This is a genomic window from Microcoleus sp. D2_18a_B4, assembly GCF_036702475.1.
Classification (GTDB): Bacteria; Cyanobacteriota; Cyanobacteriia; order Cyanobacteriales; family Microcoleaceae; genus Microcoleus.
In genome coordinates this window covers 17,950-44,025 of record NZ_JAUBTL010000040.1, presented here as the reverse complement: position 1 = coordinate 44,025, position 26,076 = coordinate 17,950, and the positions used below count along the sequence as shown (strand labels likewise).

The 26,076-nt window shown below is 46.6% G+C and carries 28 protein-coding genes; 16 read left to right on the top strand and 12 right to left on the bottom strand.

Features of this window, described 5'->3' with window-relative positions:
* Positions 1 to 147 precede the first annotated feature (147 nt).
* Positions 148 to 399: a hypothetical protein gene (locus QUB04_RS21380; protein WP_333287400.1), complete on the bottom strand. Its 252-nt coding sequence runs from the start codon at positions 397 to 399 to the stop codon at positions 148 to 150.
* Between the two features lie 493 nt (positions 400 to 892).
* Between QUB04_RS21380 and QUB04_RS21375 the strand changes: the two genes are divergently transcribed.
* The 3 genes from QUB04_RS21375 (at position 893) to QUB04_RS21365 (ending at position 2,255) form a co-directional block, all read left to right on the top strand.
* A complete protein-coding gene (locus QUB04_RS21375) occupies positions 893 to 1,171 on the top strand; it encodes a hypothetical protein (protein WP_333287398.1) in 279 nt (92 codons plus the stop codon).
* A gap of 91 nt (positions 1,172 to 1,262) precedes the next feature.
* Entirely contained in the window at positions 1,263 to 1,673 is a 411-nt protein-coding gene (locus QUB04_RS21370) for an AbrB family transcriptional regulator (RefSeq protein ID WP_015177612.1), read from the top strand.
* Positions 1,674 to 1,787: 114 nt separating this feature from the next.
* Positions 1,788 to 2,255, top strand: coding sequence for a regulatory protein RecX (locus QUB04_RS21365; protein ID WP_333142865.1), 468 nt, complete (start codon positions 1,788 to 1,790; stop codon positions 2,253 to 2,255).
* Positions 2,256 to 2,356: 101 nt separating this feature from the next.
* On the opposite strand, the gene QUB04_RS21360 is transcribed toward QUB04_RS21365, so the two are convergent.
* The gene (locus QUB04_RS21360) at positions 2,357 to 2,872 is read right to left on the bottom strand and encodes a DUF4385 domain-containing protein (RefSeq protein ID WP_333287396.1); all 516 of its coding nucleotides are present in this window, start codon (positions 2,870 to 2,872) and stop codon (positions 2,357 to 2,359) included.
* The gene (locus QUB04_RS21355) at positions 2,869 to 3,294 is read right to left on the bottom strand and encodes a DoxX family protein (RefSeq protein WP_333287395.1); all 426 of its coding nucleotides are present in this window, start codon (positions 3,292 to 3,294) and stop codon (positions 2,869 to 2,871) included. The genes QUB04_RS21360 and QUB04_RS21355 overlap by 4 nt, the downstream gene beginning before the upstream one ends.
* A 331-nt stretch (positions 3,295 to 3,625) precedes the next feature.
* Here QUB04_RS21355 and QUB04_RS21350 point away from each other — a divergent pair, with 331 nt between their 5' ends.
* From QUB04_RS21350 to QUB04_RS21310, 9 genes are all read left to right on the top strand, one after another.
* On the top strand, positions 3,626 to 3,883 hold the full coding sequence (locus QUB04_RS21350) for a hypothetical protein (RefSeq protein ID WP_333287393.1): 258 nt from the start codon (positions 3,626 to 3,628) through the stop codon (positions 3,881 to 3,883).
* Positions 3,884 to 4,165: 282 nt separating this feature from the next.
* Positions 4,166 to 4,657, top strand: coding sequence for a DUF4168 domain-containing protein (locus QUB04_RS21345; protein WP_333287392.1), 492 nt, complete (start codon positions 4,166 to 4,168; stop codon positions 4,655 to 4,657).
* Positions 4,658 to 5,087: 430 nt separating this feature from the next.
* Complete coding sequence (ureE, locus tag QUB04_RS21340) at positions 5,088 to 5,525, top strand: urease accessory protein UreE (RefSeq protein ID WP_333287390.1); 438 nt, start codon at positions 5,088 to 5,090, stop codon at positions 5,523 to 5,525.
* A complete protein-coding gene (locus QUB04_RS21335) occupies positions 5,509 to 5,733 on the top strand; it encodes a hypothetical protein (protein WP_333287388.1) in 225 nt (74 codons plus the stop codon). Before ureE ends, QUB04_RS21335 begins: the two co-directional genes overlap by 17 nt.
* Positions 5,730 to 6,443 carry an urease accessory protein UreF gene (locus QUB04_RS21330; RefSeq protein ID WP_333287386.1) on the top strand — a complete coding sequence of 238 codons (714 nt, stop codon included), beginning with the start codon at positions 5,730 to 5,732 and terminating at the stop codon, positions 6,441 to 6,443. Before QUB04_RS21335 ends, QUB04_RS21330 begins: the two co-directional genes overlap by 4 nt.
* On the top strand, positions 6,440 to 6,601 hold the full coding sequence (locus QUB04_RS21325) for a hypothetical protein (RefSeq protein ID WP_333287384.1): 162 nt from the start codon (positions 6,440 to 6,442) through the stop codon (positions 6,599 to 6,601). The genes QUB04_RS21330 and QUB04_RS21325 overlap by 4 nt, the downstream gene beginning before the upstream one ends.
* A 2-nt stretch (positions 6,602 to 6,603) precedes the next feature.
* Positions 6,604 to 7,200 carry an urease accessory protein UreG gene (ureG, locus tag QUB04_RS21320; protein ID WP_333287382.1) on the top strand — a complete coding sequence of 199 codons (597 nt, stop codon included), beginning with the start codon at positions 6,604 to 6,606 and terminating at the stop codon, positions 7,198 to 7,200.
* A gap of 149 nt (positions 7,201 to 7,349) precedes the next feature.
* The gene (locus tag QUB04_RS21315; RefSeq protein ID WP_333287380.1) at positions 7,350 to 7,799 is read left to right on the top strand and encodes a type II toxin-antitoxin system antitoxin SocA domain-containing protein; all 450 of its coding nucleotides are present in this window, start codon (positions 7,350 to 7,352) and stop codon (positions 7,797 to 7,799) included.
* Positions 7,783 to 8,196, top strand: a complete 414-nt coding sequence (locus tag QUB04_RS21310; RefSeq protein WP_333287378.1) for a hypothetical protein — start codon at positions 7,783 to 7,785, stop codon at positions 8,194 to 8,196. The genes QUB04_RS21315 and QUB04_RS21310 overlap by 17 nt, the downstream gene beginning before the upstream one ends.
* A gap of 38 nt (positions 8,197 to 8,234) precedes the next feature.
* Here the strand turns inward: QUB04_RS21310 and murG are convergent, their stop codons facing one another.
* Positions 8,235 to 9,332, bottom strand: coding sequence for an undecaprenyldiphospho-muramoylpentapeptide beta-N-acetylglucosaminyltransferase (murG, locus tag QUB04_RS21305; RefSeq protein ID WP_445301083.1), 1,098 nt, complete (start codon positions 9,330 to 9,332; stop codon positions 8,235 to 8,237).
* A gap of 185 nt (positions 9,333 to 9,517) precedes the next feature.
* Between murG and QUB04_RS21300 the strand changes: the two genes are divergently transcribed.
* Both QUB04_RS21300 and QUB04_RS21295 read left to right on the top strand, forming a co-directional pair.
* On the top strand, positions 9,518 to 10,444 hold the full coding sequence (locus QUB04_RS21300; RefSeq protein ID WP_333287376.1) for a nuclear transport factor 2 family protein: 927 nt from the start codon (positions 9,518 to 9,520) through the stop codon (positions 10,442 to 10,444).
* A gap of 447 nt (positions 10,445 to 10,891) precedes the next feature.
* A complete protein-coding gene (locus QUB04_RS21295) occupies positions 10,892 to 11,680 on the top strand; it encodes an SDR family oxidoreductase (RefSeq protein ID WP_333287374.1) in 789 nt (262 codons plus the stop codon).
* Between the two features lie 1,373 nt (positions 11,681 to 13,053).
* Here the strand turns inward: QUB04_RS21295 and QUB04_RS21290 are convergent.
* The 3 genes from QUB04_RS21290 to QUB04_RS21280 are packed head-to-tail and all read right to left on the bottom strand — an operon-like array spanning position 13,054 to position 15,246.
* Positions 13,054 to 13,275, bottom strand: a complete 222-nt coding sequence (locus QUB04_RS21290; protein WP_333287372.1) for a hypothetical protein — start codon at positions 13,273 to 13,275, stop codon at positions 13,054 to 13,056.
* Positions 13,272 to 15,041 (bottom strand): S8 family peptidase, encoded by a 1,770-nt coding sequence (locus QUB04_RS21285; RefSeq protein WP_333287440.1) that lies wholly within the window; start codon positions 15,039 to 15,041, stop codon positions 13,272 to 13,274. Before QUB04_RS21285 ends, QUB04_RS21290 begins: the two co-directional genes overlap by 4 nt.
* A 49-nt stretch (positions 15,042 to 15,090) precedes the next feature.
* The gene (locus QUB04_RS21280) at positions 15,091 to 15,246 is read right to left on the bottom strand and encodes a hypothetical protein (RefSeq protein WP_333107640.1); all 156 of its coding nucleotides are present in this window, start codon (positions 15,244 to 15,246) and stop codon (positions 15,091 to 15,093) included.
* A gap of 50 nt (positions 15,247 to 15,296) precedes the next feature.
* On the opposite strand from QUB04_RS21280, the gene QUB04_RS21275 reads away from it, so the two are divergent.
* Together QUB04_RS21275 and QUB04_RS21270 are read left to right on the top strand one after the other, a co-directional pair.
* Entirely contained in the window at positions 15,297 to 15,713 is a 417-nt protein-coding gene (locus tag QUB04_RS21275; RefSeq protein ID WP_333287438.1) for a hypothetical protein, read from the top strand.
* 437 nt (positions 15,714 to 16,150) lie between these two features.
* The gene (locus QUB04_RS21270; protein ID WP_333287370.1) at positions 16,151 to 17,851 is read left to right on the top strand and encodes a pentapeptide repeat-containing protein; all 1,701 of its coding nucleotides are present in this window, start codon (positions 16,151 to 16,153) and stop codon (positions 17,849 to 17,851) included.
* A 247-nt stretch (positions 17,852 to 18,098) separates the two neighbouring features.
* On the opposite strand, the gene QUB04_RS21265 is transcribed toward QUB04_RS21270, so the two are convergent.
* The 5 genes from QUB04_RS21265 to QUB04_RS21245 form a co-directional block, all read right to left on the bottom strand.
* Positions 18,099 to 19,181: a patatin-like phospholipase family protein gene (locus tag QUB04_RS21265; protein ID WP_333287368.1), complete on the bottom strand. Its 1,083-nt coding sequence runs from the start codon at positions 19,179 to 19,181 to the stop codon at positions 18,099 to 18,101.
* 166 nt (positions 19,182 to 19,347) lie between these two features.
* On the bottom strand, positions 19,348 to 21,474 hold the full coding sequence (locus QUB04_RS21260) for a HEAT repeat domain-containing protein (RefSeq protein WP_333287366.1): 2,127 nt from the start codon (positions 21,472 to 21,474) through the stop codon (positions 19,348 to 19,350).
* A 185-nt stretch (positions 21,475 to 21,659) separates the two neighbouring features.
* Positions 21,660 to 22,019: a nitrite reductase small subunit NirD gene (gene nirD, locus QUB04_RS21255; RefSeq protein WP_333057424.1), complete on the bottom strand. Its 360-nt coding sequence runs from the start codon at positions 22,017 to 22,019 to the stop codon at positions 21,660 to 21,662.
* A 182-nt stretch (positions 22,020 to 22,201) separates the two neighbouring features.
* On the bottom strand, positions 22,202 to 24,766 hold the full coding sequence (nirB, locus tag QUB04_RS21250) for a nitrite reductase large subunit NirB (protein ID WP_333287364.1): 2,565 nt from the start codon (positions 24,764 to 24,766) through the stop codon (positions 22,202 to 22,204).
* 387 nt (positions 24,767 to 25,153) lie between these two features.
* The gene (locus QUB04_RS21245) at positions 25,154 to 25,942 is read right to left on the bottom strand and encodes an ABC-2 family transporter protein (RefSeq protein WP_333287362.1); all 789 of its coding nucleotides are present in this window, start codon (positions 25,940 to 25,942) and stop codon (positions 25,154 to 25,156) included.
* Positions 25,943 to 26,076 lie beyond the last annotated feature (134 nt).

Sequence of the window (26,076 nt, the reverse complement as noted above, 5' to 3'; positions counted from 1 at the left end):
CATTCCGAAAGCAGACTCAGGACCGGTGAAATAAAAAACCTGTATCCGATAAAGGAGCCCCCGAATTTATCCGTGGGGTCAAGGCTTCAATTCTTTAATCTAAAATCTAAAATCTCAAATCGATTGACGGGCCCCTCCAGTTGGTGCCTAAATTTTGAGAGTATGGCCGTTTACAGGCCACGAGTGGAAACCAATACATTTCCATGCAAACTCCATGTCGGGAACCGCTGCTAATTTGTAGTGCATCAAACATTTAAGCTGTGGTGCATTTAACTCGGTCTTTTTCAATTCCCCTGTGGAAGTAACCTCAAATTCTCTGGCTTGGGGCCGGAGGAGGAAGATTTTCCCGAGTTCCCCGTAGAAATCTACTGATTCCTGGCGAAGTGTTAAGAGTCGCAAAGCAATCTCGCCCGATCAAAACTATGGGAGCATCTCATATTTGTAAAAATACTTCTTCTGACTCCTTCCTTCTTCTGGCTCCTTCCTTCTTCCTCTTTCCTTCTTCCCCTTTCCTTCTTCCTCCTGCCTCCTGCCTCCTGCCTCAAAACTCCAATTTCTAGCGGAGGGCTGCTTTCATTGAGATGCTCCCAAAACTATTCCCCTCTTAGTGGCTGCCCGATGTTTCTGCCGCCGCGCCCATTGAGTCGGGTTTTAGCTTAAACCCGTTCAACGAAGAGGTGAAATTTCCTTGAATTTTTACCGGATTGCCTTCCCCAGACTGCGTTCTGTGGAAGTTATATGCCCAACACCTTAATAGAAGATTGCCCGTTGGTATTTGGGGTTTTGAGGGGATTTCCAGCCCAAAAAATAGAATTTACAAGTAGCTGGCAGTGACATCGAGAACAAGTGCTGCCTCGTCTTGTTGAGGTAAAAGTTAACCCAGCGCCGGTAAATGCTTTCGGCAGATTTGCAGCGGCCGGGGTCTAGGTATTTCGATTCATGGCTGTCTTGTTTTTACCTTGACCACAGACACAATCGGGGATTGGTGAATGCAGGGAACAGACTTTACTGTAAAAAAGTAAAGCATTTAATTTGCGACAATAATTCCCCGCGCGATCGCAAGAGAGGCTTACGCAAGGATTTGGGCCGCGATCGGCAAATTGATCGCCCTTCGAGCATCCTTACTTGCACCCCCGGTCTTGAGGCCGCAGAAATTTATCCAGAATCTTAATATTCAGAATTATTAGTATTGACAGTGAAACAAAGTTAATCTAATGTGTTGTAATTGATATAAGTAAAGTCCAATAAGCGAGGTACGGTCAATGGCAGAAACAGCTACAGCACCCTTAACAGGAAAAGGTCTGCTTCAAAAAATCAAAGGCAGTGATTTGCCACGCAGAGAACTTGCAAAGCTTTGCGGCTACTTCACGGTCAGCAAAAGTGGAGAAACCCGGATTAATCTGGCTGAGTTTTACGATGCAGTGTTAGCTGCTAAGGGCATTGAGCTAGAGAAGTCTAAAGCAGACGGACGCGGGCGAGAAGCGAGTTATCGAGCTAGCGTTCACAAGAATGGTTCGATCGTGATCGGGGCAAATTATACCCAAGAAATGGGATTAAAGCCGGGAGACGAGTTTGAAATTAAGCTCGGATACAAGCACATTCGCTTGATTCAGATCGATGTGGACAGACCGGATGTGGAATTGGATGATGAAGAGGAGGATACAGAAGAATAGAGGCGATTCCCTGCGGGATAGCTTCGCCGTGCGTGATGCAGTCAGCCGATAGCAAGGCGACTGGATTTGGCATTCGCTACACGAGTATTTGCGCGCCACCCTTCGATTTAACTGATGAGCTGTCTTGACTATTTCTATTTTCTCTTGTCCCGCAAAGACTACAGTGCCTCTGAACTTCGCAAAAAGGGGCAAGAGAAAGGTTTTGGCAATGAGGAAATATTGGAGGCGATCGCGCAAATTCAAGACCGCGGCTATCAGTCCGACACTCGCTTGGTGGCAAACTCGATCGCCTCTGGTGCAGGCAAATACGGGAAGTCGGCCATCAAGCGCAAGTGCCTGCAAAAAGGAATTACCAACGATTTGTTCGAGCAAGTCTGGGAAGAAGAAATTGCCGAAAATCAGGACTCCGAAGCAGAAAAACTGGCCGAATTAAAAGCCAAAGTCATGCGGAAATACAAGATCGATACTTGGGGTAAAGCCGATCCGAAAACCAAGGGCAAAGTCTTGAATTACCTGCAATACAGGGGCTTTAATGCCTTTGAAATTTGGCGACAGTGGCAAACAGAAGAAGAAGATGAGTAAATAGTAGGGCCACGCCAATAGGTGCGGCCCAGATAGGCAAGCACAACTACACTGCTGCAGACGGGGCTAAAGTGTAAGTTCTGAGTTTTCGTAAATGTATGTCAATCCTCAGCGTTGACTAAATAAGATTCGTACATCTGCCGGTGTCTGGCTAAAAGATCGAGATATTTCTCATTGATTTTGGCCAGCATCCATTTTTCTTGAAAAATGGCGGCGGATTCTGCTTTCACCGGATCTGCTTGTAGGGGCAAAATATCTTTTCGAGCTGCGGTTTGCTCTGCAACAGACTTCAGTTTCTGAGGGTTTTGCTGGTATTTTAGACCGCTTTTGTGGTTGGCGTAGCGACGCGATCGAGTATACCCCATCTGCAAGAACTTGCGAGCCATGTCGGCTCCCACAAAATCATCGGCATCGAGATACTCTAAAAACAAGGAGTAAATTTTGCTGCTGGACTCCCTGGCAATTTCAGGAGTCTTAAATCTCCAGAAAGGCAAAATTTCTCCTTTGTAGGGTTCCACCAAAAGCACTCCTTGTTCTCCTTTCCCTACCCGATAAAGTTCCGGGTGCTGTCGAAAGTCGATGTTCTTAAAATCCGCATGGTAGTCGAACTGCTTCATCGGGCATTTTCTGTTCTATCTGGAACTATAGAAGCCCGGGGTTTACCTTCGTCTGGTTGGGTATAAACCCAGGCCCAAGCAATGAAGACAGCTTGAAAAGGCAGCCTCAACCAATAGAGTAATTGGTTGTGGGGAATCCCTTCTATCGGAATGTTGTTGACGGCTTGATTGATATTAGCTGGAAACACGGCAATAAACAAGGCAATTAACCCCCACGCCGCCGCCCTGCTCACAGGAGGAACTAACAGCCCAATTCCGCCCAAAATCTCGAAAAAACCGCTGATATAAACCAATGCTTCTGGGTAAGGAAGCTGGGGCGGCACAATTCTGATAAAAGGTGCGGGTACTGCAAAGTGCAGCACGCCTACAATACTGAGAGCTACTGCAAGAATAACTCGCCAAATTTCTTTTTGACTTTTCATGAGCAATGGGTAATTAATAATTGTTAAATTGCTGCGATAATGCTTGCCAAAATTCGCTATTTGCGATATAGATGACAATAAAACTGAGCCCCAAAAATTCCAGCTTTCCGGGTTTGTCTACTCTTGCTGGTGGCTGTAACGATTTTATTTCGTAGAAAAACCAGGTTTCTGGGTAACTCCCAGACAAGTTTTCACAGCCCCAAACAGGAGGAAGCGAGAACTGGAATCGAAGGCCTGGGCGTGGACTGCCAAAAACAGCTAGCGCGCATTTGGATAACAAGATTTTAATGTCTAGTTCCCTGTTGCTGTCTCTATCTTCGGGTAGTAAAACATGATTTTTGTTCCGGCTGTGGCTTCGTCAGCAGCCAAAGCAGTGGGGGATTTTCTCGATCGACAAATGCACCATCGCTTAACATTAAATAAATCATCGCCGCAATTGATGAGTGCGATTGCTGCTAAATTTGACCTAGCCTTCCAGACGCTTCCCTACCCTTCACCGAACCCTTGCGGGAAGATAGCTTTGCTAGCGCGTACCTTGATTAGAATAATTAAGGCGAGTAATTTGTCAATAAGTTTTATAATTATTTAATATTTGCGCTTTGAGAATTATTGCCAGAAGCAATGCGGGAACGCTCTGTAATTAAAATTACCCTCTAAAGTTAGAATTTTGTCAACTTCCCACAGATGCTAGAATGAATGAAATTATCGAATTTGCTAAAAAGTCGATCGTGCTAGCAACTCCCCAACCCTCCTGGTGCAATTCAAAATTGTCACCAACGGCAGGAACTTTTTAGCCACCACATTATTCAAAAAGATTGAGCCTCCAAGCGCTGTGTCATTTTTATCTCCACGTAAGCAATCACCGACGACCATGAACACCTCAACCAACACCTCTAAATTTCGCCTAAACCGGATGCTGCGACAATCGCTGTTTGCAGGCATCATTTCTGCAGCAGCTTTAGCTAGCGGATGGGCGCCCGGTTTGTACGGACAATCCCCAAACCTCGTTTTCGGAGCAGCAGCCCAAGCTCAAGAGATTAGCAGCGAAGAAATTACTAGCTACGCTCGTGCTGTGTTGGCAATAGAACCCAGACGGGTGGAAGCTTATAACGAAATTAAAAAAATGGCTGGAGGCTCGGTTCCCAGAGTAGTGTGCAACGAAACTCAGCAAATTAACAGGCTGTCTGGAAATTTTCGTGGCATCGCAGTGAATTACTGCCAACAAGCTAAAAAAGCTATCGAAACCTATGGTTTGACAGTTAGTCGCTTCAACCAGATCACTTTGCTCCAGCAAGCAGACCCGGCAGTAAAACAGCAAATTCAAGCCGAGCTGCTGCGACTGCAACAAGCGGGCAATCAATAAGCTTGAGGGTTTGAGTCTTTCTTCCTCTCCCGTTCTATTAGACTTCTCCATAAAAGCTTGTTAAGGGCAGGCAGGATGCCTAAGCGCTACCTCCCCCCAACAATATATTGGAGATTTAAATTGTTCGAGTTCCTAGACGGTAGGCAAAATTTTTTGAAAAAAAAGCGATCGTCTGCGATCAAGTGCTTGACAAAATAACATAAATTTGGTAAAAAGGCCAGAACGGGAGCGGGCAGAGAGATGAATATTTTTCAACTGGCTGTAAATCGGAATGAGATATAGCGATCGCCAAGACGATTAAAACGTTTTTAATTTCTGAAACATGAGCTGAAGATGGGAACTTCAGTCTTCCTTATTCCTTCGGCTATAAAAAAGATATTCCTCAAAAACTAGATGTCAAGTGAATGGCTCTGAGGAATAGAATATAAAAATGCTAACTTTCACCAAACATTTACCTGCAACTCCCGATGCTGTTGTCAGCTTTACTTTACCAATGACAGCCGACGATCGCACTCGCAGCCGCCACCGATTCGAGACAGAAACGGGGGAAAAGCTGCACCTGAGTTTGCCCAGAGGTACGGTACTGCGCGATCGAGATTTATTGCAGTCGGAAGATGGTAGCTGTTTGGTACTGGTAAGTGCAAAACCCGAACTGGTGCTGACAGCGCGGGCATCAAGTCCGCTGCTACTGATGCGGGCGGCTTATCATTTAGGAAACCGTCACGTAGCTTTAGAAATTGCCGATAATTATTTAAGACTTTCTCCCGACTCTGTGTTGCAGGGAATGCTCGAAAAAATGGGTTTGGAAGTAACAGAGGAAATTGTGCCGTTTCAGCCAGAAATGGGCGCTTATGGACACAGCCATTAGGAATGGGGCATTGGGCATTGGGCATTGGGCATTGGGCATTGTAACCAACAGTCAACAGTCAACAGTCAACAGTCAACAGCCAACAGCCAACAGTCAACAGTCAACAGTCAACAGTCAACAGCCAACAGTCAACAGCCAACAGTCAACAGTCAACAGTCAACAGCCAACAGCCAACAGCCAACAGTCAACAGTCAACAGTCAACAGTGAACAATCAACTTTTATCTTTGTTGCAGTTAGCTTTTGCACCTGTGGGAGCTTATAGTTATTCTGAGGGAATCGAAAGTCTGGTAGAAACCGGTGCGATCGACAGCGAGATTACTTTGAGAAATTGGTTAGAAAATTCGCTGCAATTCGGGGCTGTGCGAGTAGAAGCCGCTGTGATGGTAAGGGCTTTGAGGGCGGCACAGATAGGGGATTTGACGGCTTTGAATTACTGGAATGCTTGGGCGACTGCTGCGAAGGAAACAGAAGAGTTGCGCTTGCAAAGTTGGCAAATGGGGCGGACTTTGGTCAGGTTGCTGCTGGATTTGCGTGAAGCGAAGCTATCCCGCAGGGAATCGCCCGTTGCTTCTGGGTTAACAACAATTGTAAAAGATTTGGTGGAATTGGGCGGCAATCCGTGCAATTTTGCGATCGGCTTTGGCATTGCCGCCGCCAACTGGCAGATTGAAGAGGAAGCGGCCGTGTTAGGATATTTGTACAGTTGGGCTGCCAATTTGGCGAGTGCGGGCGTGAAACTGATTCCCCTTGGTCAAACAGCCGGTCAACAGTTACTGTTAGATTTGCAGTTTCAAATTAGCTGTACGGCGCAAGAAGTTTTAAAATTAGAAGATGATGACCTTGGTAGTTGCAGTTGGGGATTAGGACTGGCTAGCATGGCGCACGAAACTCAGTACACTCGCTTGTTTAGGAGTTGAAAATAGGAAGAAGGAAGAAGGAAGAAGGAAGAAGGAAGAAGGAAGAAGGAAGAAGGAAGAAGGAAGAAGGAAGAAGGAAGAAGGAAAAAACTATGCCCAACCAATGCCCGATGCTCGATGCCCGATGCCCGATGCCCGATGCCCAATTACCAAAATAATTATGAGTGCTTTTCGTGTAGGAATTGCTGGGCCAGTTGGTTCGGGGAAAACTGCTTTATTGGATGCTTTGTGCAAGGCGCTGCGGCAGCAATACCAGATTGCGGTTGTGACTAATGATATCTATACTCAGGAAGATGCCCAGTTTTTGGTTCGGAGTCAAGCTTTAGAGAGCGATCGAATTTTGGGCGTAGAAACGGGAGGCTGTCCCCACACAGCCATCCGCGAAGATGCTTCTATTAACTTAGTAGCTATAGAAGAGTTAGAACACAAATTCACTGATTTAGATTTAGTATTTGTCGAAAGCGGCGGCGATAACTTGGCGGCAACATTTAGCCCGGAGTTAGTAGATTTAACAATTTACGTAATCGATGTCGCTGCGGGCGATAAAATTCCACGCAAAGGCGGGCCAGGAATTACTAAATCTGATATGTTGGTAATTAATAAAACAGACCTCGCACCTTATGTAGGAGCAGATTTAGGCGTGATGGAACGGGACGCGAAAAAAATGCGCGGCGACAAACCTTTTGTTTTTACTAACTTGAAGACAAAGGAAGGATTAGAATCGGTAGTTAACTTTGTTAAGTTAAATATGGCATAGATTGAGAAAATATAGTATAATGTAAATAAAGTGACACGGCTCGCAATTACCCGTGAAAACGTCTCCAGACAAATATAGTCTGCTTGAGTCGCGGGAGTGTCAAAAAAATCTCGTTCTAGTTTTGCCGTTTAATGACTACCAAGTAAGTTATGCTGAGTTGTTATGATGCAGCCGAATACTTTTTGGCTCAGGCAAGTGAAGATGCTGGCGATCTGATATCTAATCTCAAGCTTCAGAAATTGGTTTACTATGCTCAAGGCTTTCATTTAGCTTTGTACGATGAACCGCTATTTCCTGAAGCCATAGAAGCATGGACTCACGGGCCCGTTGTTCCTGATTTGTACCGTCACTATAAAAAGTATGGTACTGGTGCAATTCCATGTCCAGAATATATAAACTTTTCGATTTACGACGAAAAAACTAAGAGCCTGCTTGATGAAGTTTACTCTGTGTTTGGGCAGTTTGCTGCATGGAAGTTAAGCAACATGACACACGAAGAATATCCCTGGAAACTTGCTGCTCAAAATAGCGGAAAAATTACTCATCAATCCCTGAAAAAATACTTCAAGACTCAACTCAATTGTGAAGAAGCATCTTAAGGCAAATCAACGCCAAGAAAAAGGGAAAAGGATTTCACCTAGAGAAATTGTTGATTTACCGCCAGAGCAGGAGTCACCTCTATTTTCTTTGCGATACATGAATAAAGATTACTCTCTTTCTCAATGCACAAAAGATGAAAAGGCTGCTTTTGCAGATACGCTCTACAAATTAAATCAGCTTACCTGGAGTGAGATTAATGCTTCTCCCCGTCACGGATTGGGCTACGAGAAGATAGCCCGCAGTTCCATTAGAGCACCTATTCCCAGCCATCTTAAGGATGATGTAAATTTTATTGCTTTTCGGTTTTGCGGGAAGGCTCCGATGGTTGGTTATCGGGATGGGGCTGTGTTTTATGTTATTTGGTTGGACAGGGGTTTTACGCTTTACCCTCATTAAAAAGAACTCGTTAAATTAGTGGCGGTGTCCAATTTTCGCTACCGCACCACCAATTCCCTGACCAAATTTGCCAAACGTTCTGTACTGTCTCTCACGGCTAATTCCGAAGCAGCTTGAGACATTTTTGCCAAATATTCCGAATCTCTTAACAAATACAACACTTTGCTTTGCAATACCTCTGCTGTTAGTTCGCTTTGACGGAATACCACGGCGGCACCGACTTTAGCAAATACTTCCGCATTAAATCTTTGGTGGTCGTCAGCGGCGTGAGGAAAAGGAATTAAAATAGAAGGTACTCCCGTCACTGCTAATTCTGTCAGAGCACTCGCGCCCGATCGACTAATTGCTAAATTTGCTCGCTGCAACAAACTCGCCACATTGTCGTAAAAGGGCATTGACAAATATTGCTCGTGTTTCAAACTCTCAGCATCCGGGTCATTATTTCCGGTGAGGTGAACCACCCAAGCACCGGCATCAAACCAAGCCGGAGCACACTCGCGCACTAACTGATTGACTGCGACAGCACCTTGAGAGCCACCCATGACTAAAATAACAGGTACGCTGTCAGGAATTGGCAAATTTAGAGGTTGGCGAGTCAGGAATTGCGATCGCACCGGCGTACCAGCAACCACCGTTTTAGCGCGGGGTAAATGCTGGGCTGCTGCTTCAAATCCGATCGCCACAGCAGTGCACAAAGGACTAAACCAGCGCGTCACCTTCCCCGGAATGGCATTAGATTCGTGGAGAATCACCGGCAAACCCAAAGAACGGGCCGCCAGAATTGCCGGTGCTGCGATGTAACCGCCAGTAGTAAAGACTCCCTGAAAATTTCCCGCTTTGAGCAACTTCCGCACATGAAGGATCGAGCCGACGAGTCCGCCCAAAATTCGCACTGTACCGAGTCCAAATCGCTGCTGAAAGCCTTCAACGGCGATCGTGTGGAGGGGGTAAAGGGATGAAACTAACTCGGTTTCCATGCGGTCTGGGACTCCTAGCCATTCGATCTGACAGTCGTTCAACTGACTAGCGGTGGCGATCGCAGGAAATAAATGTCCACCAGTGCCGCTAGCTGCAACCAACAACCGGAGGGGGGCTTTTGTCAAGGTTTTTGTTTCTTTTACAAGTACAAGTTCCACAGGTCGATCAATTTTATATTTGAGGTTTTAGATTATTATGCTTATTATTCCGGCAGTTTCAGCCAATTTTCAATCAGCAATCTAAAATTAGATTGTGCTGTGTCCGTCCTTCCGTTGTCAGTTTTCGTTGCAGGCGAACAGTTGCCCGCGCCACGACTCCTGACAAATAACCAAATTATCACCTAATGCGTAATTTTTTGAATTTAGTGCCAAGTGCATCTCAGTATTTTTCCAGCCGTCGGGACGAAAAAGCCGATCCTCTTCGAGGGCTGCGCCAACGGGCGATCGTTTTTGGCTTTAACTGCGGGCAGTCGATCGCTCAAATGTTGTTATGTTTAACAGTGGTAAGTGCTGGCGTGCTGCATCCGAGTGCCGTAAGAGCGATCGGTGCGATCGCCGCGACTCCCCAAACGATCGCCCAAACCCCTGCAAATGCGCCCGCCCCACTCACAAAAGTGCTAACAGAAATTGACGCAGCGGCCAATCGGCGCGATGTCAAAGCAGTCATGGCATTTTACAGTCCGAGTTTCACTCATTCTGATGGCTTAAACACCCAAAGCATGGCAAAAGCCCTCACCCAACTCTGGGAGAGATATCCGAGTTTAAATTATCGCACCGAGATCAAATCTTGGAAAACCGAAGGTAGCGCGATTCTCGCAGAAACCATAACTACAATTGCCGGCACTCAAAAAAAGGATGGCAGAGAATTAACTCTCAAAGCTACCATCCGTTCCCAGCAGCGCTTTGAAGGTGAAAAAATAGTTAGTCAAGAGATTTTAGCAGAACAAACTCAGCTTAGTTCTGGCAATAATCCTCCCACAATTGAAGTAAATTTGCCGGAGCAAGTTAAGGTAGGCGAAGATTACTATTTTGATGCCATTGTACGAGAGCCGATCGGCGATGATATTTTAATAGGGACTGTTTTGGAGGAACCCATTACCGAAAAAACCTTTTTTAATCCCTCAGAAGTCGAGCTAGAGTTGCTAAATGCCGGGGGAATTTTTAAAGTAGGTAAAGCTCCGGCTACGCCAGAAAATCGGTGGGTTTCAGCAGTTTTGATGCGACAAGGCGGAATTGCAACAGTTAGTGTGCGATTGCGGGTAGTCAAGTAATAAAATAGGTGTTATGGGCATGGGGCATGGGGCATGGGGCATGGGGCATGGGGCATGGGGCATGGGGCATGGGGCATGGGGCATGGGGCATGGGTAATGGGTAATGGGTAATGGGTGATTGGTGATTCGTGATTAGTAAGTGGTATAAGCTGTTGTGCATTTAATTTGTATGTTGAGGGCGGGCTCTCCTGCCCAACCCCTACTCCCCACAAGAGGAAATTTTTATTTTACTATGCAATTTAAATGCGGATTAGCTTAGCGGTTATTAGTCACAGGAGATACATATTTGAAGAAAAAAATCTCATTAAAGGAATTAAAGATACCTCACTATAGCCATAAAGGCTATAGCAAATAACAACTAACAAATAACAAAACTAACAAATAACCAATGACAACCGTCAACAGCCAACAGTCAACAGCCAACAGTCAACTGACAACTGACAAAAAATGATTTCTATCCAAAACCAAATTGTTTTCATTACAGGTGCGAGTAGCGGTATCGGAGCAGCCTGTGCCAAGATATTCGCCAAAGGTGGAGCCAAACTAATTTTAGCAGCCCGCCGTCTTGAAAAGCTCGCTCTACTAGCAAACGAACTTGTAGAAACAAAATCCATCGCATCGGCGAACGAGATTTATTTGCTAGAATTGGACGTGCGCGATCGCCCTCAAGTTGAATCGGCGATAGCGGCGCTTCCCGATGCCTGGAAAAACATCGATATTCTGATTAACAATGCGGGATTGAGCCGTGGTTTAGACAAACTGCACGAAGGCAACTTTCAAGATTGGGAAGAAATGATTGATACCAATGTTAAAGGCTTGCTTTACATGACTCGTGCGATCGTGCCGGGAATGGTAAGCCGAGGCCGCGGCCACGTAGTGAATATCGGGTCAATAGCAGGCCGCCAAGCTTATCCGAAAGGTAATGTTTATTGCGCTTCCAAAGCAGCAGTGAGAGCTATTTCTGAAGGGTTAAAACAAGACCTTTTGGGAACACCAGTGCGGGTGACGGAAATAGAGCCTGGTTTGGTGGAAACAGAATTTAGCAATGTCCGGTTTCACGGCGATTCAGAAAAAGCAAAAAATGTCTATCAAGGATTGACACCCCTGACTGCGGACGATGTGGCCGATGTCGTGTATTTTTGCGCGACGCGATCGCCCCACGTCAATATTAGCGAAATCTTGCTAGTTCCGACAGACCAAGCTAGTGCAACTCTGGTTCACCGAAAAGAGTTTTGAGTTTTTAGTGGTAAGTGTCCGGATTGCGCTGGAATTCTCAGGAAGCTTAATTGGTAGATGCACCCTGATTAATTAACTCCCGACCAATTTTGGCCGGGTTTTTTTTTGCGATCGCCCGCCCTCGCCACAAATTCTCCTAAATTCTGCCAAAGTGTCCTGAAAGAGGTGCTGTGAAGCCGGAGACTAAATTAGTAGATACACCCTGATTAATTAACTCCCGACCAATTTTGGCCGGGTTTTTTTTTGCGATCGCCCGCCCTCGCCAGAAATTCTCCTAAATTCTGCCAAAGTGTCCTGAAAGAGGTGCTGTGAGACGGGAGACTAAATTGGTAGATGCACCCTGATTAATTAACTCCCGACCAATTTTGGCCGGGTTTTTTTTGGCGATCGCCCGCCCTCGCCACAAATTATCCTAAATTCTGCCAAAGTGTCCTGAAAGAGGTGCTGTGAGACAGGAGACTAAATTAGTAGATGCACCCTGATTAAATAACTCCCGACCAATTTTGGCCGGGTTTTTTTTGGCGATCGCCCGCCCTCGCCAGCAATTATCCTAAATGCTGCCAAAGTGTCCTGAAAGAGGTGCTGTGAGACGGGAGACTAAATTAGTAGATGCACCCTGATTAAATAACTCCCGACCAATTTTGGTTTGGGGTTTTTTTTTGCGGTATTGACGGTGATGCTGAATAAAGTTTGAGGTTGTCCGGATTGCGCTGGAATTCTCAGGAAGCTTAATTGGTAGATGCACCCTGATTAATTAACTCCCCGCCAATTCTGGTTTGGGGTTTTTTTTTGGCGATCGCACCCCAAACCACGAATTTCCCCAAATTTTCCCAAACTGTCCCGAACAGGTGCACCTTGAACCGGAGACTAAATTAGTAGATGCACCCTGATTAATTAACTCCCGACCAATTTTGGCCGGGTTTTTTTTTGGCGTATTACAGCCAAAATCGCTAATTCTCAAATATTTTCCCAAACTGTCCGGAACAGATGCACCTCGAACCGGAGACTAAATTAGTAGATGCACCCTGATTAATTAACTCCCGACCAATTTTGGCCGGGTTTTTTTTGAGCGATCGCAGGCTAAGCCACAAATTCTCGCTAATTCTGCCACACTGTCCTGAAAGAGGTGATCTGAGGCCGGACATTAAATTAGTAGATGCACCCTGATTAATTAACTCCCGACCAATTTTGGTTTGGGGTTTTTTTTTGAGCGATCGCAAGCTGATTCACAAATTATAGGAAATTCTGCCAAAGTGTCCTGAAAGAGGTGATGTGAGGCGGGACATTAAATTAGTAGATGCACCCTGATTAATAAACCCCAGCCAATTTTGGCCGGGGTTTTTTTTGCTCGAAAGCTGGATTAGTCGATCGACCTACAACACTTCAAAAGACTGCACCTCAAGCACCGGGCCGATCATAGCAAAAGTCATCACATCCTTACGCACTTCACCTTTAACACTGACTTTTAAACCAGCTTTTTTCAACTCAGAAGAAGCATTCTTAAGTTCGTAAGTTTCGCCATCTTCGCCCACCAAAGCCCAAGTGCCCGGGCCAAATCCTTTGCGTTCAATTACACCCTTGACAGTAATACTCATGCCGATCGCACCTCTGTTTTAATTGCTAAACGCGCCAGTCCGAAACACAGAAAAGCATTGACAATCAAGAATGTTTGTGCTACCAAACCTGTGCCCAATCCCCAGACTGCGGGAGACACAAAAGCATTCACCGCTAAACTGCTGGCAAAACCGATCGAAATTGCGATCGCGATCCACTTCCACTGTTGATGTCCCAACAGCAAAGCAATCAAAATCCCAGGAACCAAAACGCTAGCAAAAAAGGGATTCAGCATACTGCTGCCATTAATTGCGCCGCCGAGTTCGGGAATAGAACTGCCCATCACCCGCAGCGGCCACTGCGGCAAGTCAAATACAAACAAGTTCCGCAGGAAAAAGAACCCTGAACTACCAGCCATCAAGCCGCCGGAAAAGCCCCAAGTCCACTGGAACGGAAAATAATTCCGCAAAAAGAAAGCCAGCAGGTAAGAACCGAGCACCATTGCAATTTTAGGCAACAGGGCGACTGCACCGCCGTCAATCCAAAAGCGGGGGTTGAGATAGCCGTTATCGCGCAGCCAGCGGAAGAAATCGCGGAAGTTGATTTGTCCGCGTTGGGCTAGCTGAACTGCTGCGGCTGCGTCTAGGTGTCCTGAACCAAAATGGTTTAACGGATCTTCAGTGACAGTTCGCGAGGATTGCAAGAGTACGCTGCGAATTTCGTCTGGTTCTGTGATGCCGGAAGCCTTGACAAGGGCTGCAACGGCGGCAACGTGGGGAGAAGCCATGCTAGTGCCTTGGTAGCCCTCAAAGACTTCGGCGCCGGTTTCCGGGTCGATCGTACTTTGCAGGATTTTGCCCATTTCAGAACCGCCGGGGGCTGCAATGTCAACCCCTGCGCCGAAATTGGAGTAAGAGGCTTTTTCCTCGTCGGGGCCGAGGGCGGAAACGCCGATGACGTGGGGATAGCGGGCGGGATAGGAAGCGGAACTGTCGCCGGAGTTGCCGGCGGCTGCGATGATGACAACGCCTTTAGAGTGGGCGTAGTCGATCGCCTCTTCCATTAACTGACTTTCACCGCCGCCACCTAAACTCATGTTGATGACATCTGCGCCGTTGTCAGCAGCAAATTTAATTGCTTCGGCGATGTCGGAAACCGTGCCACCACCGCTGCCGCTTAACACTTTTAGCGGCATTAAAGCTGCTTCGTAGGCGATGCCCGCAACGCCGTAATTGTTGTTAGTTGATTGGGCGACAGTACCTGCGACGTGAGTACCGTGGCCGTTGTCATCGTAGGCTTGGGCGCGATCGTTTACAAAGTCGTAGCCCGGTACAAATTTGGTTTCTTTTAAGTCAGCGACTGGAGTAATACCCGTGTCAATTATCGCTACTGTTGTGCCGCTGCCTTTGGTTTCGTTCCAGGCAGATTCTACATTGATGCTGCGGAGATTCCACTGCTTGGTATACATGGGGTCGTTGGGAATCTCGAAAGCGCTGTAGACAAAGTTCGGTTCAATGTATTCGGTATCTTTAGCCAAATTTGATTTTCTCAGGGCGTTTAGCAAAGTGCGATCGCCCTTAACTACATATACATTGTCGCCCGCTGAGAATTCGCTGTTGAGTTGCGGTGCGACTTGGTACTGTTGGGCGATCGCCTTTACTTGCTGGGCGATGTTGGCATTACCGACATCTTCGCGGAAATCCAGCACAATCGAGTCGTAAGTGCCTTGAGTAGCAAGTCCTGGGAAATTAGAAATCGCCCAGCCGAGACCGATTAAAAATAAGCACAGAAGGAAAAACTTTTTCATTGCCGATCGTCCGTTTAGGGAAGGCGTGTTCACCACAATAACCCAAATTTCACCGCCAGCGCCAGTTTTCCTTGCTGCGACTTGTGGGGTTCTCGCACGCGGGCGTTTGGTAGTTTTCGGCGGTGGCTGTTGCTAGATCAAAAATTGCTCTAATTTCTAGTTGAAATTGCAGAGCAAGTTTTAGGAGTTCAATTAATTGTATCATTAGAGAAGATGAGAAACAGAACAAGCGACTATTTTCAACAAGGGTATTGCATGGAAAGAGGTTTAATGTGGCTGCCGCTGCTGGCAATTTTTATTGGGCTAGCTTGGGCTGGATGGAACGAGTATCAAAAGCTGGAAGCGTATCGCGTCTGGGCCGAACAATTCGCTAAAGCCAAGTACGATATTTATGCTGTACTCGGTCAGCAAGAAGACAGTTTAACTTGGGGAAAACCTACTCGCAGCGGGCCGGTAAATTTGCAAACTTTTTCTTTAAAAGACGTGCAGTCGCTGCGGTTGTTAGTCAACTCTCAGGCAGTTGATTTAGAGTCACCGCCGAATTCGGGAAATCCAATCGCCCTTGAATTTTTGTTGAAAGATGCTGCTGCGGTGCAGGTTCCTTTTACAGAAATTCCTCTAGCGACTAAATGGGGAAAACACTTGCAGCAAGAATTGCAGCGCTTTAGGTAAAAACACTCTCCGGCTGGGCAGCGTATCAGATAGGAACTCGGCTACTTGAAATTACAAAAGTCTGTAAAACTGGTAGTAGAAATAGAACTTAGGCAACAACTCCTTTGAACTGCCATCTATAGGAGTAAAGTACGCACGGATCACCCGGAGGACATGAGTTATTGCAGTAAGTAATAGGAGTAGTGTTCCCGTGCTTAGCCCGCTCGTGTTCCGTGCGTACCTTACAGTTCAAGTTATTGACCGTAAGCATCCAGGATACAAGCCCCCGGATTCATCCGTCCAGAAATAAAAAACCTTTATCCGATGAAACTTGCCCCCCGAATTTATCTGTGGGGTCAATGCTTTAATCTAAAATCTAAAATCTAAAATCTAAAATCTAAAATCGATTGACCCGCGCGTCCTAAAACAGCTAAATTGCCAGCCCCCCAATCTGCGGAATGCAAACACAAGAATTTTTACAGCGCTATCAACAGGGAGAGCGCAACTTTGGTCACATAGACCTCAGTGGCGCTAGTTTAAGCGGTGTTAACCTGCGAGAAATAGACCTCACTGGTGCTAACTTGACCGGTGCTAATTTGAGCTGGTCTTTTTTGAGCAATGCCAAGTTGATAGGGGCTTGTTTGCGGCGCGCGGATCTCCGCAGTGCGGGGCTGGCTGGGGCGAATCTGAGCGGGGCAAATTTGAGCGGGGCAAATCTTGCTAAAGCCGATTTGCGCCTTGCTTGTTTGGAAGCGGCAGAACTCAATTGGGCCACGTTCCCCGAAGCGGATTTGGGCGGTGCTAATCTTCAAGCAGTTAAATCTGACCAGATTAATTTTGCTGGGGCTAAACTCGACGGCGCGAAGTTGATGGAGGCGGAATTGATGGAGGCGAATCTCAACCGCGCCAGTCTTGTTGGTGCTAATTTAACGGGTGCTAATTTGCGGGAAGCGCATTTGGTGGAAGCGAATTTGCGATCGGCAATTTTAATCGGTGTAAATTTGATTGAAGCTGACTTGAATGGCGCTCAAATGCGATCGACAAATCTGACAGGCGCTGACTTGCACCGAGCTGTGCTGGCGGGGGCGGATTTGACTGAGGCGGTGCTGGATAACGCTGATTTGAGTCGAGCTAATCTGGCGGGTTCTTATTTATTGAAAGCGAGTTTTAAGAAGGCACTTTTGCTGCGAGCTAACCTGCAAGGAGTGTATTTGCTGCGGGCAGATTTGAGCGAAGCTAATTTGCGAAGTGCTGATTTGCGGAAAGCTGATTTGAGCGGCGCTTATTTGATGGATGCGATGTTGGGTGAGGCAGATTTAAGAGAAGCTTGTTTGATTGAGTGCCGTTTGATTCGGACTAATTTGGAGGGGGCGCAGCTTACGGGTTGCTGCATTCAAAATTGGCAAGTTCAAGATGTCGATCTGTCGAGAGTTGACTGCAGCTATGTTTTTACTGAGTTTGATTATACTGCGAAAGTTGCGGCAAATCGCTTTCCGGTCGATCGCGATTTTGAGTCGGGGGAATTGGGGCGACAGCATCAAGAGGACAGTTCTACTGTGAAGGTGTTCTTTGCTGAATCTCCTAATTGGGAGGCTTTGGTTTTTACGCTGCGTCGGGTGGAGTTGGAAAGCCGTGAACTCAAATTGAATGTTCAATTTTTTGAGTCTGCAGGAGAACAAAATTTACTGAGGCTGAGCGCGAACCGTTTGGTCAACGGCAAGATTTTGGGCGATCGCATTTTGGAGCTTTATCCAGATATGTTGGAAAAGGTTTTAGCCAAGGGCGCTCAAATTTTGAGTTTGCTCGACTTGGCTGTTCCTAGTAACAATGCGGAGCCGACTCACAAGGAGGCGTTGCTCAGAAGACAGGAAATCTACCAGCGAATGGTGCGCCAAATTTCGTTTATTTTGATGTCTCAGACGCCGGATAAATTCTCCGAAAGCGTGCAGCGGCTGTTGGATTATTTGAAGCAGCAAGGTATCCCGACAGAGCAGATTCAAAAGAAAGTCATCAGTCAGGCGATCGTGCAGCGGGCGAAGCAAGACCCGGTGTTTCGGGAACAGTTGCTGACGTGGCAGAAAACGGCGTCCGATCGCGTTCGCTGTTCGATGATGGGGGAAGCGGTGCGGTATGCCATCACCCTTTTGATCGATTATTAACAGTTAATTGTTAAAACTTGAAGCCGGCGGCCCGCTAAAGCCCGCACTTGCTCTTCTGCGTCGGAAACTGCAAGCCTCGTGCAGCGGGGCAAGCAATACCAAGTTTTTCGGGAACATTTGCTTTGGTGGGAGAAAACGGCTTCGGATTGCGATCGATGTTCGGTAATGGGGGTAGCGGTGCCCTTTTGTGGGAATGAATACACACAAAATCTTACCCCCATTAAAAATCCTCCCACCGTATCTCGATTTAACTGTCCGCTTGATTAGGATATAGTTCAGTTTCCTCCTTCAAAAGCTTACACAACTTATCCAAATCTTTCTTACTGTGTTCAATCAGTTTTTCAGCTCGCTCCTCAAGGTGATCAATATTACTGGGACTTGCATTGTCCATTTGATCCTGACCATTCTCCCTACTCAATTGAAGTTGAAAACGATAGTAGTTTCGGTTATTGTCTTGGTCTCCTTTAGTCTCCATTAGCTGATCGAGCTGAAACGCAACTGATTCGCTTTGACCATCGAAAACAACGTTAAGTAAGGGAAGTGCCCATTTGATTTGTCCCCAATTTTTTGCATCTTTATACTTATACCTCCTAGTTACTGAGCCAGTACCCAAAGAAACAACAAGGGTATCCTTACGGTGTAGTTCTTCCTTAGTCTTTCTCTTGTAAGAAATCATCGCCTCCATCATTGCAAGTGAGGAAGGATTATTTGCAAAAACTCCACCGTCTACCAAAGCGTAATATCCCTCATCGGTATTATGTCCCGTTTCGAGTTTGTAGGGTGGAAAGAATGTCGGTGCAGCAGAAGTTGCCATTGCTGCCTCCCACATTTTGAATCCGCTACATACTTTGCGGCTATGAATACTGTTGGGTTCCTCTGCGTCCGGATTGCTTGTAAAAAAAACTGGTGCTCTCAGTTCGATATCATAGCTCGGTATGAAAATTTCTCGTAATGCATCTTCAACCTTAGCTTCACCTAGAAGATCCTTTAAAACTTCTTGCTTACCTTTTGGGTTGTGCGTGGGTTGTAGCAAATCATCAACATCCCCAATAATATTCTCCTTAAAAACCTTTTGTCCATATTTGCGATAGAAATTTACAAGTTCGGCAGCGGTATACTCTGGCTCATTATTGATGCTAGAGTCTGAGTTCTTTCTAGTTAAACCTAGTGCTAAAATTCCTCCGGTTGAAGTGCCTGCAATAAAATCAAACATTGTTGCTATGCGTTTTCCTGTGCGCTCTTCAATGTAGTTGAGAACGATCGCAGGAATAATACCCCGAATCCCACCACCATCAATTGAGAGAATTCTTCTCTTAAATTTAGTACCCATTACACGTACTCCTTTAGATATTGCTTAAATGGTCAATACGAATGAAACTAAGAACTGGTTGCTCCGGCGCAAACTATCTTTTAGACCAAAGCAAATTCATATACCATCAAAAAAGGTAATCATCCGGATAACCGCAGCAGATATCAAAAAAGACGATTGTTTCTAATTACCAGTCTTGGCTGCGTAGCCGGCGACCCGCTAAGGCCCGCACTTGCTCTTCTGCGTCAGAAACTGCAAGCGATCGCAACAACGGCACAACTCCCGGATTTTCGGGATAATGTTCAATAATCGCTTCGAGCGCTGTAAATCTGGGATTGTAAGGAAAAGAACCGTTTTGATTGTCAGGATCGCTCAAAGCTCGATCGCGCAAAAACTCAAACATTCCCGGCTCGTCTTTCCATCCCCGCATTAACTCTACCAGGGCGATCGCCCGCACCTGCGAATCTTCATCCTTTTGAGCTCTACTTTTGAGCCACTCGAAAGTTTGAGACTGATTTGTTCGCCCCCGGGCTAACTTTTGCAAAGCGATTTGCCTGACAGCGGGACTCTCATCGCCCTCTGCTTGAGCCTCCAGCAGCATCCAAGTTTCAGGATTGTCTGGCCAGTTGTAAGCGAGTTCAAGCACGGCTGCTTGCCGCACCAGCGCTTCCCCAGAATCGAGCTGAATTTTCAGCCAAGACAAGGTTTCCGGGTCGTCGGGCCACCCTCGCACGATCGATCGCACCAGCACGCTCAGCAGGTGAGAATCATGCTCCAACTCTACCCGGCTTTTGAGGAAAGGCAGCGTTTCGCCCCGGTGAGACCAGCGTTTTGCGATCTCTTCCACCGCAGTTTCTCGGACGTTGAGGTGTCTGTCTGACGCGGCGAGATTTTGCAACCAGCCAAAGACTTCGAGACTTCCTGACGCCAGTGCGGCGACAGCCTCCACTACTACTTGCCGCACAGTCCAGTAATCCTCGGAATCAGCTATTTTTTGCAGCAGGGGCAGGGTTTCTGGGTGGTCGGGCCAACCTGCGGCTATCTGTTGTAGGGCTATTTCGCGCAGGTCGGCGTCGCGATCGCCCAATGCTATATTTTTCAAAAAAGTCAGAGTTTCGGGGTTCCCGGCCCAGCCAGAGGCTATTGCTTGCACTGCTGAGCGCCGGACGCTCGAACTCGCGTCGGACTCGGCTTTAGTCTTCAGCAGCGGGTAAATGTCAGGTTCGTCGGGCCAGTGCGAAGCCAATTCTTCTAAGGCTGCTGTCCGCACTTCTTTACTGCTGTCGGATTCGGCTAGGGTTTTCAGCAGCAGGCCAACGTCGGCTGCGGCGGGCCAGCCCGCTGCCAACTCCCGCACCGCTACGGTTCGCAGGATAGAACTTCCTGTCTGGGCAAGGTTTTTGAGCAGGGAGGCCGTGCCTAAAAGGCTGTGCCAACCTCTGGCTATTGCTTGCCACGCTGCGACTCGCACTCCCAAATTTTCGTCGGATTCGGCGGCGGTTCTCAGCAGCAGCAAGGTATCTGTGCGATCGGGCCAATTAGAGGCCAATTGTTCGAGTGCTGCGGTGCGAACTGCGGGACTTTGATCTGACTGAGCCAGGGCAGTCAGCAGCGGCCAGGTATCGCTCGTGTCTGGCCAACCACAAGCCATTTCTCGCACACAGGTCGATCGCACTGCCCAGCTTGGATCGGATTTGGCGAGTTTTTTGAGCATCAGGTAAATTTCTGGCTGATCTGGCCAACCACGGGCTATTGCTTCGACTGCTGTGGATCGGACTTCGCCACAGTCGGTGGAGTGAGCGAGTATTTTCAGCCAGGGCAGGGTTTGCGGGTCGTTTTTCCAAGTTTGGGCGATCGCCGCGATCGATCGATTGCGAATTTGATAAGTTTCCTGCAATTCTTGAGCGCTTTGATAAAGAATCAGGAAACCCGTACCGTATTGCGATAACTTTTTTAAAGCGTTTAACAGTTTTTTGGCTGTTTTTTTATTAACATCATTTTTAACTTTTAACAGGCATTGCGCTGCTAAAAACAAATTAATAAATTTTTCTTGTTGACCGTTCTGATCTGTGAGATATTCTATAATTTGGCTCGCTGTTTCTTTGTCGAGCTTAGCTGCAATTTCTCTGAGAACTTCGTGCAAAGATTCGTCCCGCCAGTGCTGGCCGAAAACTTGTATGTTGAGTTCGCCCCAAGTCAGTTGACCGATTTTGAGTTGGGCATGGATTAACTCTGCTACAGTCTGGGGATTATTTTCGGAAACAAGTTTTTTTAACAACATACCGATACCCTGCTCCCTGAAGTTTGTTTGCATTGACAATCATTGCATCAGCTCGGATATTAGTTGAGATTTTTTTGAGCGAGCGTGGAGTATGGAGCCAATCGACTCTATTTTATACGAAAAATACTGAGTCGGGAGGGCCCCAACGCAAAATCCGCCAGCACCCACAGGAATGTTAGGTGGTGGCGGATGGCGATCGAACAATTAAGCCGCTGAATCTAACTAACAGCTACTTGGACGCGATCGGCTACAACCCGAACCGCAAAAGTAGGAATCTTTACCGTTTCATCATCCAGACATTGCCCGGTAGTGAGACTAAAGTTTTGCTTGTAAATGGGAGAAGCAACTTTGAGAGTGCCGTTGCGATCGCCCACAATTCCCCGCGACAAAACAAAAGCTTTACTAAACGGGTCGTAATTGCTAAGCGCATAAACTTCATCTCCGTTTCCCACTCGGAAAATCGCCACTTGTTCGCCTTTAACTAAAGCGCAAACTCCAGTATAAGGGGCGATCGCATCCAGAGAACACACATCTACCCAAGTTGTTACTGTATCGGAAACTTGTAATGATTGAACCATCTTCTTTTCCTGTTATTTTACTTCAATCTCGTTCCCAGTCTCCGGCTGGGAACGTAGGTTTCGAGGCTCTGCCTTGCCTCGCGGCAGGAGGCAGAGCCTCCCGGAATTCATTCCCAGGCAGAGCCTGGGAACGAGATTAATACTCTTGTCCCCCCTTATTAAGGGGGGCTAGGGGGGATCGATTATTCCGAAACTCCAGCCAGAGCCTTTTCATGTTCGTTAGCCGGCCGCGTTTGTCCCCGTTCCGCAACACGAACAATACTCGGATCAGGCAAATCGGAATTCACAAAATGCTGGAACCGCTGCACCTTTTGGGGGTCTTCAATCGTCGTTTTCCACTCACATTGATAAGTATTCACTAAATGTTCCATCTGCGCTTCTAATTCAGCACAAATGCCCAGAGAATCCTCAATTATTACCTGTTTCAAGTATTCAATCCCGCCCTCAAGTTTGTTCAACCAAGTAGCAGTGCGTTCCAATCTGTCGGCCGTGCGGATGTAGAAAACCAAGAATCGATCGATATACTTAATCAGCGTTTCCTTATCGATATCCGTCGCCAGCAAAACCGCGTGCTGTGGCTTAATGCCACCGTTGCCACACACGTACAAATTCCAGCCGTTTTCCGTCGCAATTATCCCAAAATCCTTGCTTTGAGCTTCCGCGCATTCGCGAGTACAACCAGAGACAGCAGATTTGAGCTTGTGGGGCGATCGCAAACCACGATACCGCAATTCAACTTCGATCGCCAAACTCGTTGAATCCTGCACCCCAAAGCGGCACCAAGTGCTACCAACACAAGATTTTACAGTACGCAGAGCCTTACCGTAAGCGTGTCCAGACTCAAATCCCGCATCAATCAACCGACGCCAAATATGCGGCAATTGATCCACACGAGCTCCAAACAAATCAATCCGTTGCCCGCCAGTAATCTTAGTATAAAGCCCAAAATCCCTGGCAACTTCTCCCAAAACAATCAACTTATCGGGAGTGATTTCTCCCCCCGGTATTCGCGGCACCACCGAATAAGTACCATCGCGTTGAATGTTGGCCAAAAAGTAATCGTTCGTATCTTGTAAACCGACATGAGACTTCTCTAAAATATGGTCATTCCAAGTAGAAGCCAACATCGAACTAACAGCAGGCTTGCAAATTTCGCAACCCTTACCTTTGCCGTGTCTTTCAATCAACTCCTCAAAGGTTTTAATCTCTTGAGAACGCACTAAATGGTACAATTCTTGACGAGAATATTCAAAGTGTTCGCAAAGATTATTTTTGACTGCAAACCCAGCTTTTTTCATCTCCGACTTGAAGATATCAGTCACCAAAGGCACGCAGCCGCCGCAGCCCGTCCCCGCTTGAGTGCATTTCTTGACGCTGGCAACATCGGTTAAATTATGCTCGCGAATCGCTGCACAAATCTGCCCTTTGGTAACATTATTGCAAGAACAAATTTGAGCAGAATCCGGCAAACTGTCTACTCCAAAACCTGCCGGAGCTCCCCCTTCTCGCGGTGGCATCAACAAATCTTCGGGATGCGGCGGCAGAGCAATTTCATTTTGCATGAATTGCAGCAAAGTGCCGTAAGCCGAAGCATCTCCTACGAGAATTCCGCCTAAAATCCGGCTGCCATCTTGATTTAAAACTAATTTTTTGTAAATGCCTTGGAATGTGTCAGCAACAACAATTTCTTTAGCATCGCCCGACTTGGGAAAAGGCTCTCCAAAACTAGCGACATCCACTCCCAATAATTTGAGTTTAGTGGACATATCTGCACCTGTAAAAGTGCTTGTGGGACGGGCATCTTGCCCGTCATCCGCTACACGGCTCAAAATATCTGCCGCTACGCTTGCCATTGTATACCCAGGCGCAACTAAGCCATAGATGCGATTTTGATACAGGGCGCATTCTCCGATCGCATAAATGTCAGGATCGGAGGTTTGGCAGCTATCATTAATCAAAATGCCACCGCGTTCTCCTACTTCTATACCGCAACTTCTAGCAATTTCGTCGCGGGGGCGAATGCCAGCAGAAAAGACAATCATATCTGTTGCCAATTCCGAACCGTCAGCAAACAGCATTTTAGTAACTTTGCCATCTTCGCTAACAATTTCTGTTGTAGATTTGCTGGTGTGAACCGAAACCCCCAACTCTTCTATTTTGCTGCGGAGAATTGCACCGCCAATTTCGTCAACTTGCACGGGCATCAGCCGCGAGGCAAACTCAACAACGTGAGTTTTTAGACCCATATTTTGCAGAGCATTAGCACACTCTAGACCTAACAAACCGCCGCCAATCACTACGCCTGTTTTGCAATTTTTAGCGTAATCTGACATCGCTTCCAGGTCGTCAATTGTTCGGTAAACAAAAGTTCCTGTAGCGTCTTTGCCTTTAATTGATGGCACAAATGGATAGGAACCGGTCGCGAGAACAATTTTGTCGTAGGGAACTTCTAAACCGTTGGCTGAAGAGACTATTTTGTGTTCCCGGTTAATGGCGACTGCTTTGTCGCCAATGTGAATCTGGATGCCGTTTTGTTGATAAAATCCCGGTGCAACTAAAGATAAGTCTCCCGCTGTTTTGCCAGAGAAAAATCCGCTGAGGTTTACGCGATCGTAAGCAACGCGCGGTTCTTCACAAAAAGTAATTAAATTCCAGTGTTTGGCAGCATCCGAGCTGACCATTAACTCCAGGAACTTGTGACCTACCATGCCATTGCCGATTACAATGAGGTTTTTTTTGGCTGTCATTAGAATCTCTTTTATCCCGTTTATCAGTCGTTGGGTTAATTAATATAAGACTTTATTGTAAACTTTTGTACTTATATATACAAAAAATGGAGATTTATGCAATTGTCGAATACTCCCGATTGCATTTTTGCATGAGGTCTGCGATCGAGGTAAATACGGTGCTTCACCTAAGTCTTTTTGACAAAAGGATTAGTATTATACTAGGACGGACTCTAGACTTTTATAATTTTTAATTATTATTTAACTAACAAGCAGGAAGTCCCGCGCCAAAAATGGTACGAGTTGAGCGAGGGGATGAAAACGCCCAAATTAAGTGGGTTGAATGCCCACTTGATTTATAACTATTCTCGCATATCAGGAATTACTGTAGCATTAGCGCTGGGTAGTTCACGCTCCCATGCCCGAATACTGCTTCAAACCCTGCCGCCAAAGCCAGCGATTCCACACAAAAAATACCGCCGCCCAAGCCAACATCACCAACAAACCGCGGCCTACATCTACGGGTAATCCTATCAAGATTGAAGCGGGAAAATGAATCAAATAAGGAAAAGGCGTCCATAAAACTACTTCGCGCACGGGTGCGGGAAACACTTCTAGGGGCGCGACAAGTCCCGATAAAAATAGGTAAATTAGAAACCAGAATTGCTCGATCGCACTTGCCCTTTCCAGCCAAAAAGCAAACAGCGCAAAGGTATACTGTATCAAGAACCGCAAGCAAAAAGCCAAGACGATAACCAACAAAAACAGCAAAAACCTGCCCAAACTCGGCAGCCAAAAAGACTGCGGGTAAAGTGCAAAAAACAGCAGCACTAATCCGCATATAAACGGCAGCCTCGCAAACCTTTCGGAAACGTGAGATGCAAAGTGATGCCATACGGGATCGAGAGGCTGCAACAATCTATTAGATAGCTCGCCTTTCACTACTTGCTTTTCAAAATCCCAAATCACCCAAACTACATTTGTTTGCCTGACAATGAAAGCAGCTAAAAAATAACGGGCAAAGTCGATCGAATTCAGCCCAAATTGACCAGTTTCGGCCGCCTGCATCCAGACGCCCATCAATATAAACGGCAAAGCTCCCGACAGCGCCCACAAAAACAATTCCGCCCGGTATTCGAGCATATAAGCATAGTAGGTAACTAGCAAAGTTTTAGCAATTTTGATGGATTTTGTCATATCAATTGTAGATTTAATTTTTCGGTGTTAGCAACGGGCAAGATGCCCGTTCCACAAAACATTGAAACTTTAGTGGAACAGGCATCTTGCCTGTTCAATTTTTCGGTGTTAGCAACGGGCAAGATGCCCGTTCC

Bases quoted from the DNA above. Each gene is read 5' to 3' on its own strand.
- QUB04_RS21375 (WP_333287398.1), top strand. From the start codon at position 893: ATGCTTTCGGCAGATTTGCAGCGGCCGGGGTCTAGGTATTTCGATTCA.
- QUB04_RS21360 (WP_333287396.1), bottom strand. From the start codon at position 2,872: ATGAAGCAGTTCGACTACCATGCGGATTTTAAGAACATCGACTTTCGA.
- nirB (WP_333287364.1), bottom strand. From the start codon at position 24,766: ATGACAGCCAAAAAAAACCTCATTGTAATCGGCAATGGCATGGTAGGT.
- QUB04_RS21265 (WP_333287368.1), bottom strand. From the start codon at position 19,181: ATGGGTACTAAATTTAAGAGAAGAATTCTCTCAATTGATGGTGGTGGG.
- QUB04_RS21285 (WP_333287440.1), bottom strand. From the start codon at position 15,041: ATGAAAAAGTTTTTCCTTCTGTGCTTATTTTTAATCGGTCTCGGCTGG.
- QUB04_RS21275 (WP_333287438.1), top strand. From the start codon at position 15,297: ATGGAAAGAGGTTTAATGTGGCTGCCGCTGCTGGCAATTTTTATTGGG.
- QUB04_RS21335 (WP_333287388.1), top strand. From the start codon at position 5,509: ATGGACACAGCCATTAGGAATGGGGCATTGGGCATTGGGCATTGGGCA.
- QUB04_RS21295 (WP_333287374.1), top strand. From the start codon at position 10,892: ATGATTTCTATCCAAAACCAAATTGTTTTCATTACAGGTGCGAGTAGC.
- QUB04_RS21355 (WP_333287395.1), bottom strand. From the start codon at position 3,294: ATGAAAAGTCAAAAAGAAATTTGGCGAGTTATTCTTGCAGTAGCTCTC.
- ureE (WP_333287390.1), top strand. From the start codon at position 5,088: ATGCTAACTTTCACCAAACATTTACCTGCAACTCCCGATGCTGTTGTC.
- nirD (WP_333057424.1), bottom strand. From the start codon at position 22,019: ATGGTTCAATCATTACAAGTTTCCGATACAGTAACAACTTGGGTAGAT.
- QUB04_RS21260 (WP_333287366.1), bottom strand. From the start codon at position 21,474: ATGCAAACAAACTTCAGGGAGCAGGGTATCGGTATGTTGTTAAAAAAA.
- QUB04_RS21370 (WP_015177612.1), top strand. From the start codon at position 1,263: ATGGCAGAAACAGCTACAGCACCCTTAACAGGAAAAGGTCTGCTTCAA.
- QUB04_RS21345 (WP_333287392.1), top strand. From the start codon at position 4,166: ATGAACACCTCAACCAACACCTCTAAATTTCGCCTAAACCGGATGCTG.
- QUB04_RS21315 (WP_333287380.1), top strand. From the start codon at position 7,350: ATGCTGAGTTGTTATGATGCAGCCGAATACTTTTTGGCTCAGGCAAGT.
- QUB04_RS21365 (WP_333142865.1), top strand. From the start codon at position 1,788: ATGAGCTGTCTTGACTATTTCTATTTTCTCTTGTCCCGCAAAGACTAC.
- QUB04_RS21245 (WP_333287362.1), bottom strand. From the start codon at position 25,942: ATGACAAAATCCATCAAAATTGCTAAAACTTTGCTAGTTACCTACTAT.
- QUB04_RS21290 (WP_333287372.1), bottom strand. From the start codon at position 13,275: ATGAGTATTACTGTCAAGGGTGTAATTGAACGCAAAGGATTTGGCCCG.
- QUB04_RS21280 (WP_333107640.1), bottom strand. From the start codon at position 15,246: ATGATACAATTAATTGAACTCCTAAAACTTGCTCTGCAATTTCAACTA.
- QUB04_RS21300 (WP_333287376.1), top strand. From the start codon at position 9,518: ATGCGTAATTTTTTGAATTTAGTGCCAAGTGCATCTCAGTATTTTTCC.
- QUB04_RS21350 (WP_333287393.1), top strand. From the start codon at position 3,626: ATGATTTTTGTTCCGGCTGTGGCTTCGTCAGCAGCCAAAGCAGTGGGG.
- QUB04_RS21270 (WP_333287370.1), top strand. From the start codon at position 16,151: ATGCAAACACAAGAATTTTTACAGCGCTATCAACAGGGAGAGCGCAAC.
- ureG (WP_333287382.1), top strand. From the start codon at position 6,604: ATGAGTGCTTTTCGTGTAGGAATTGCTGGGCCAGTTGGTTCGGGGAAA.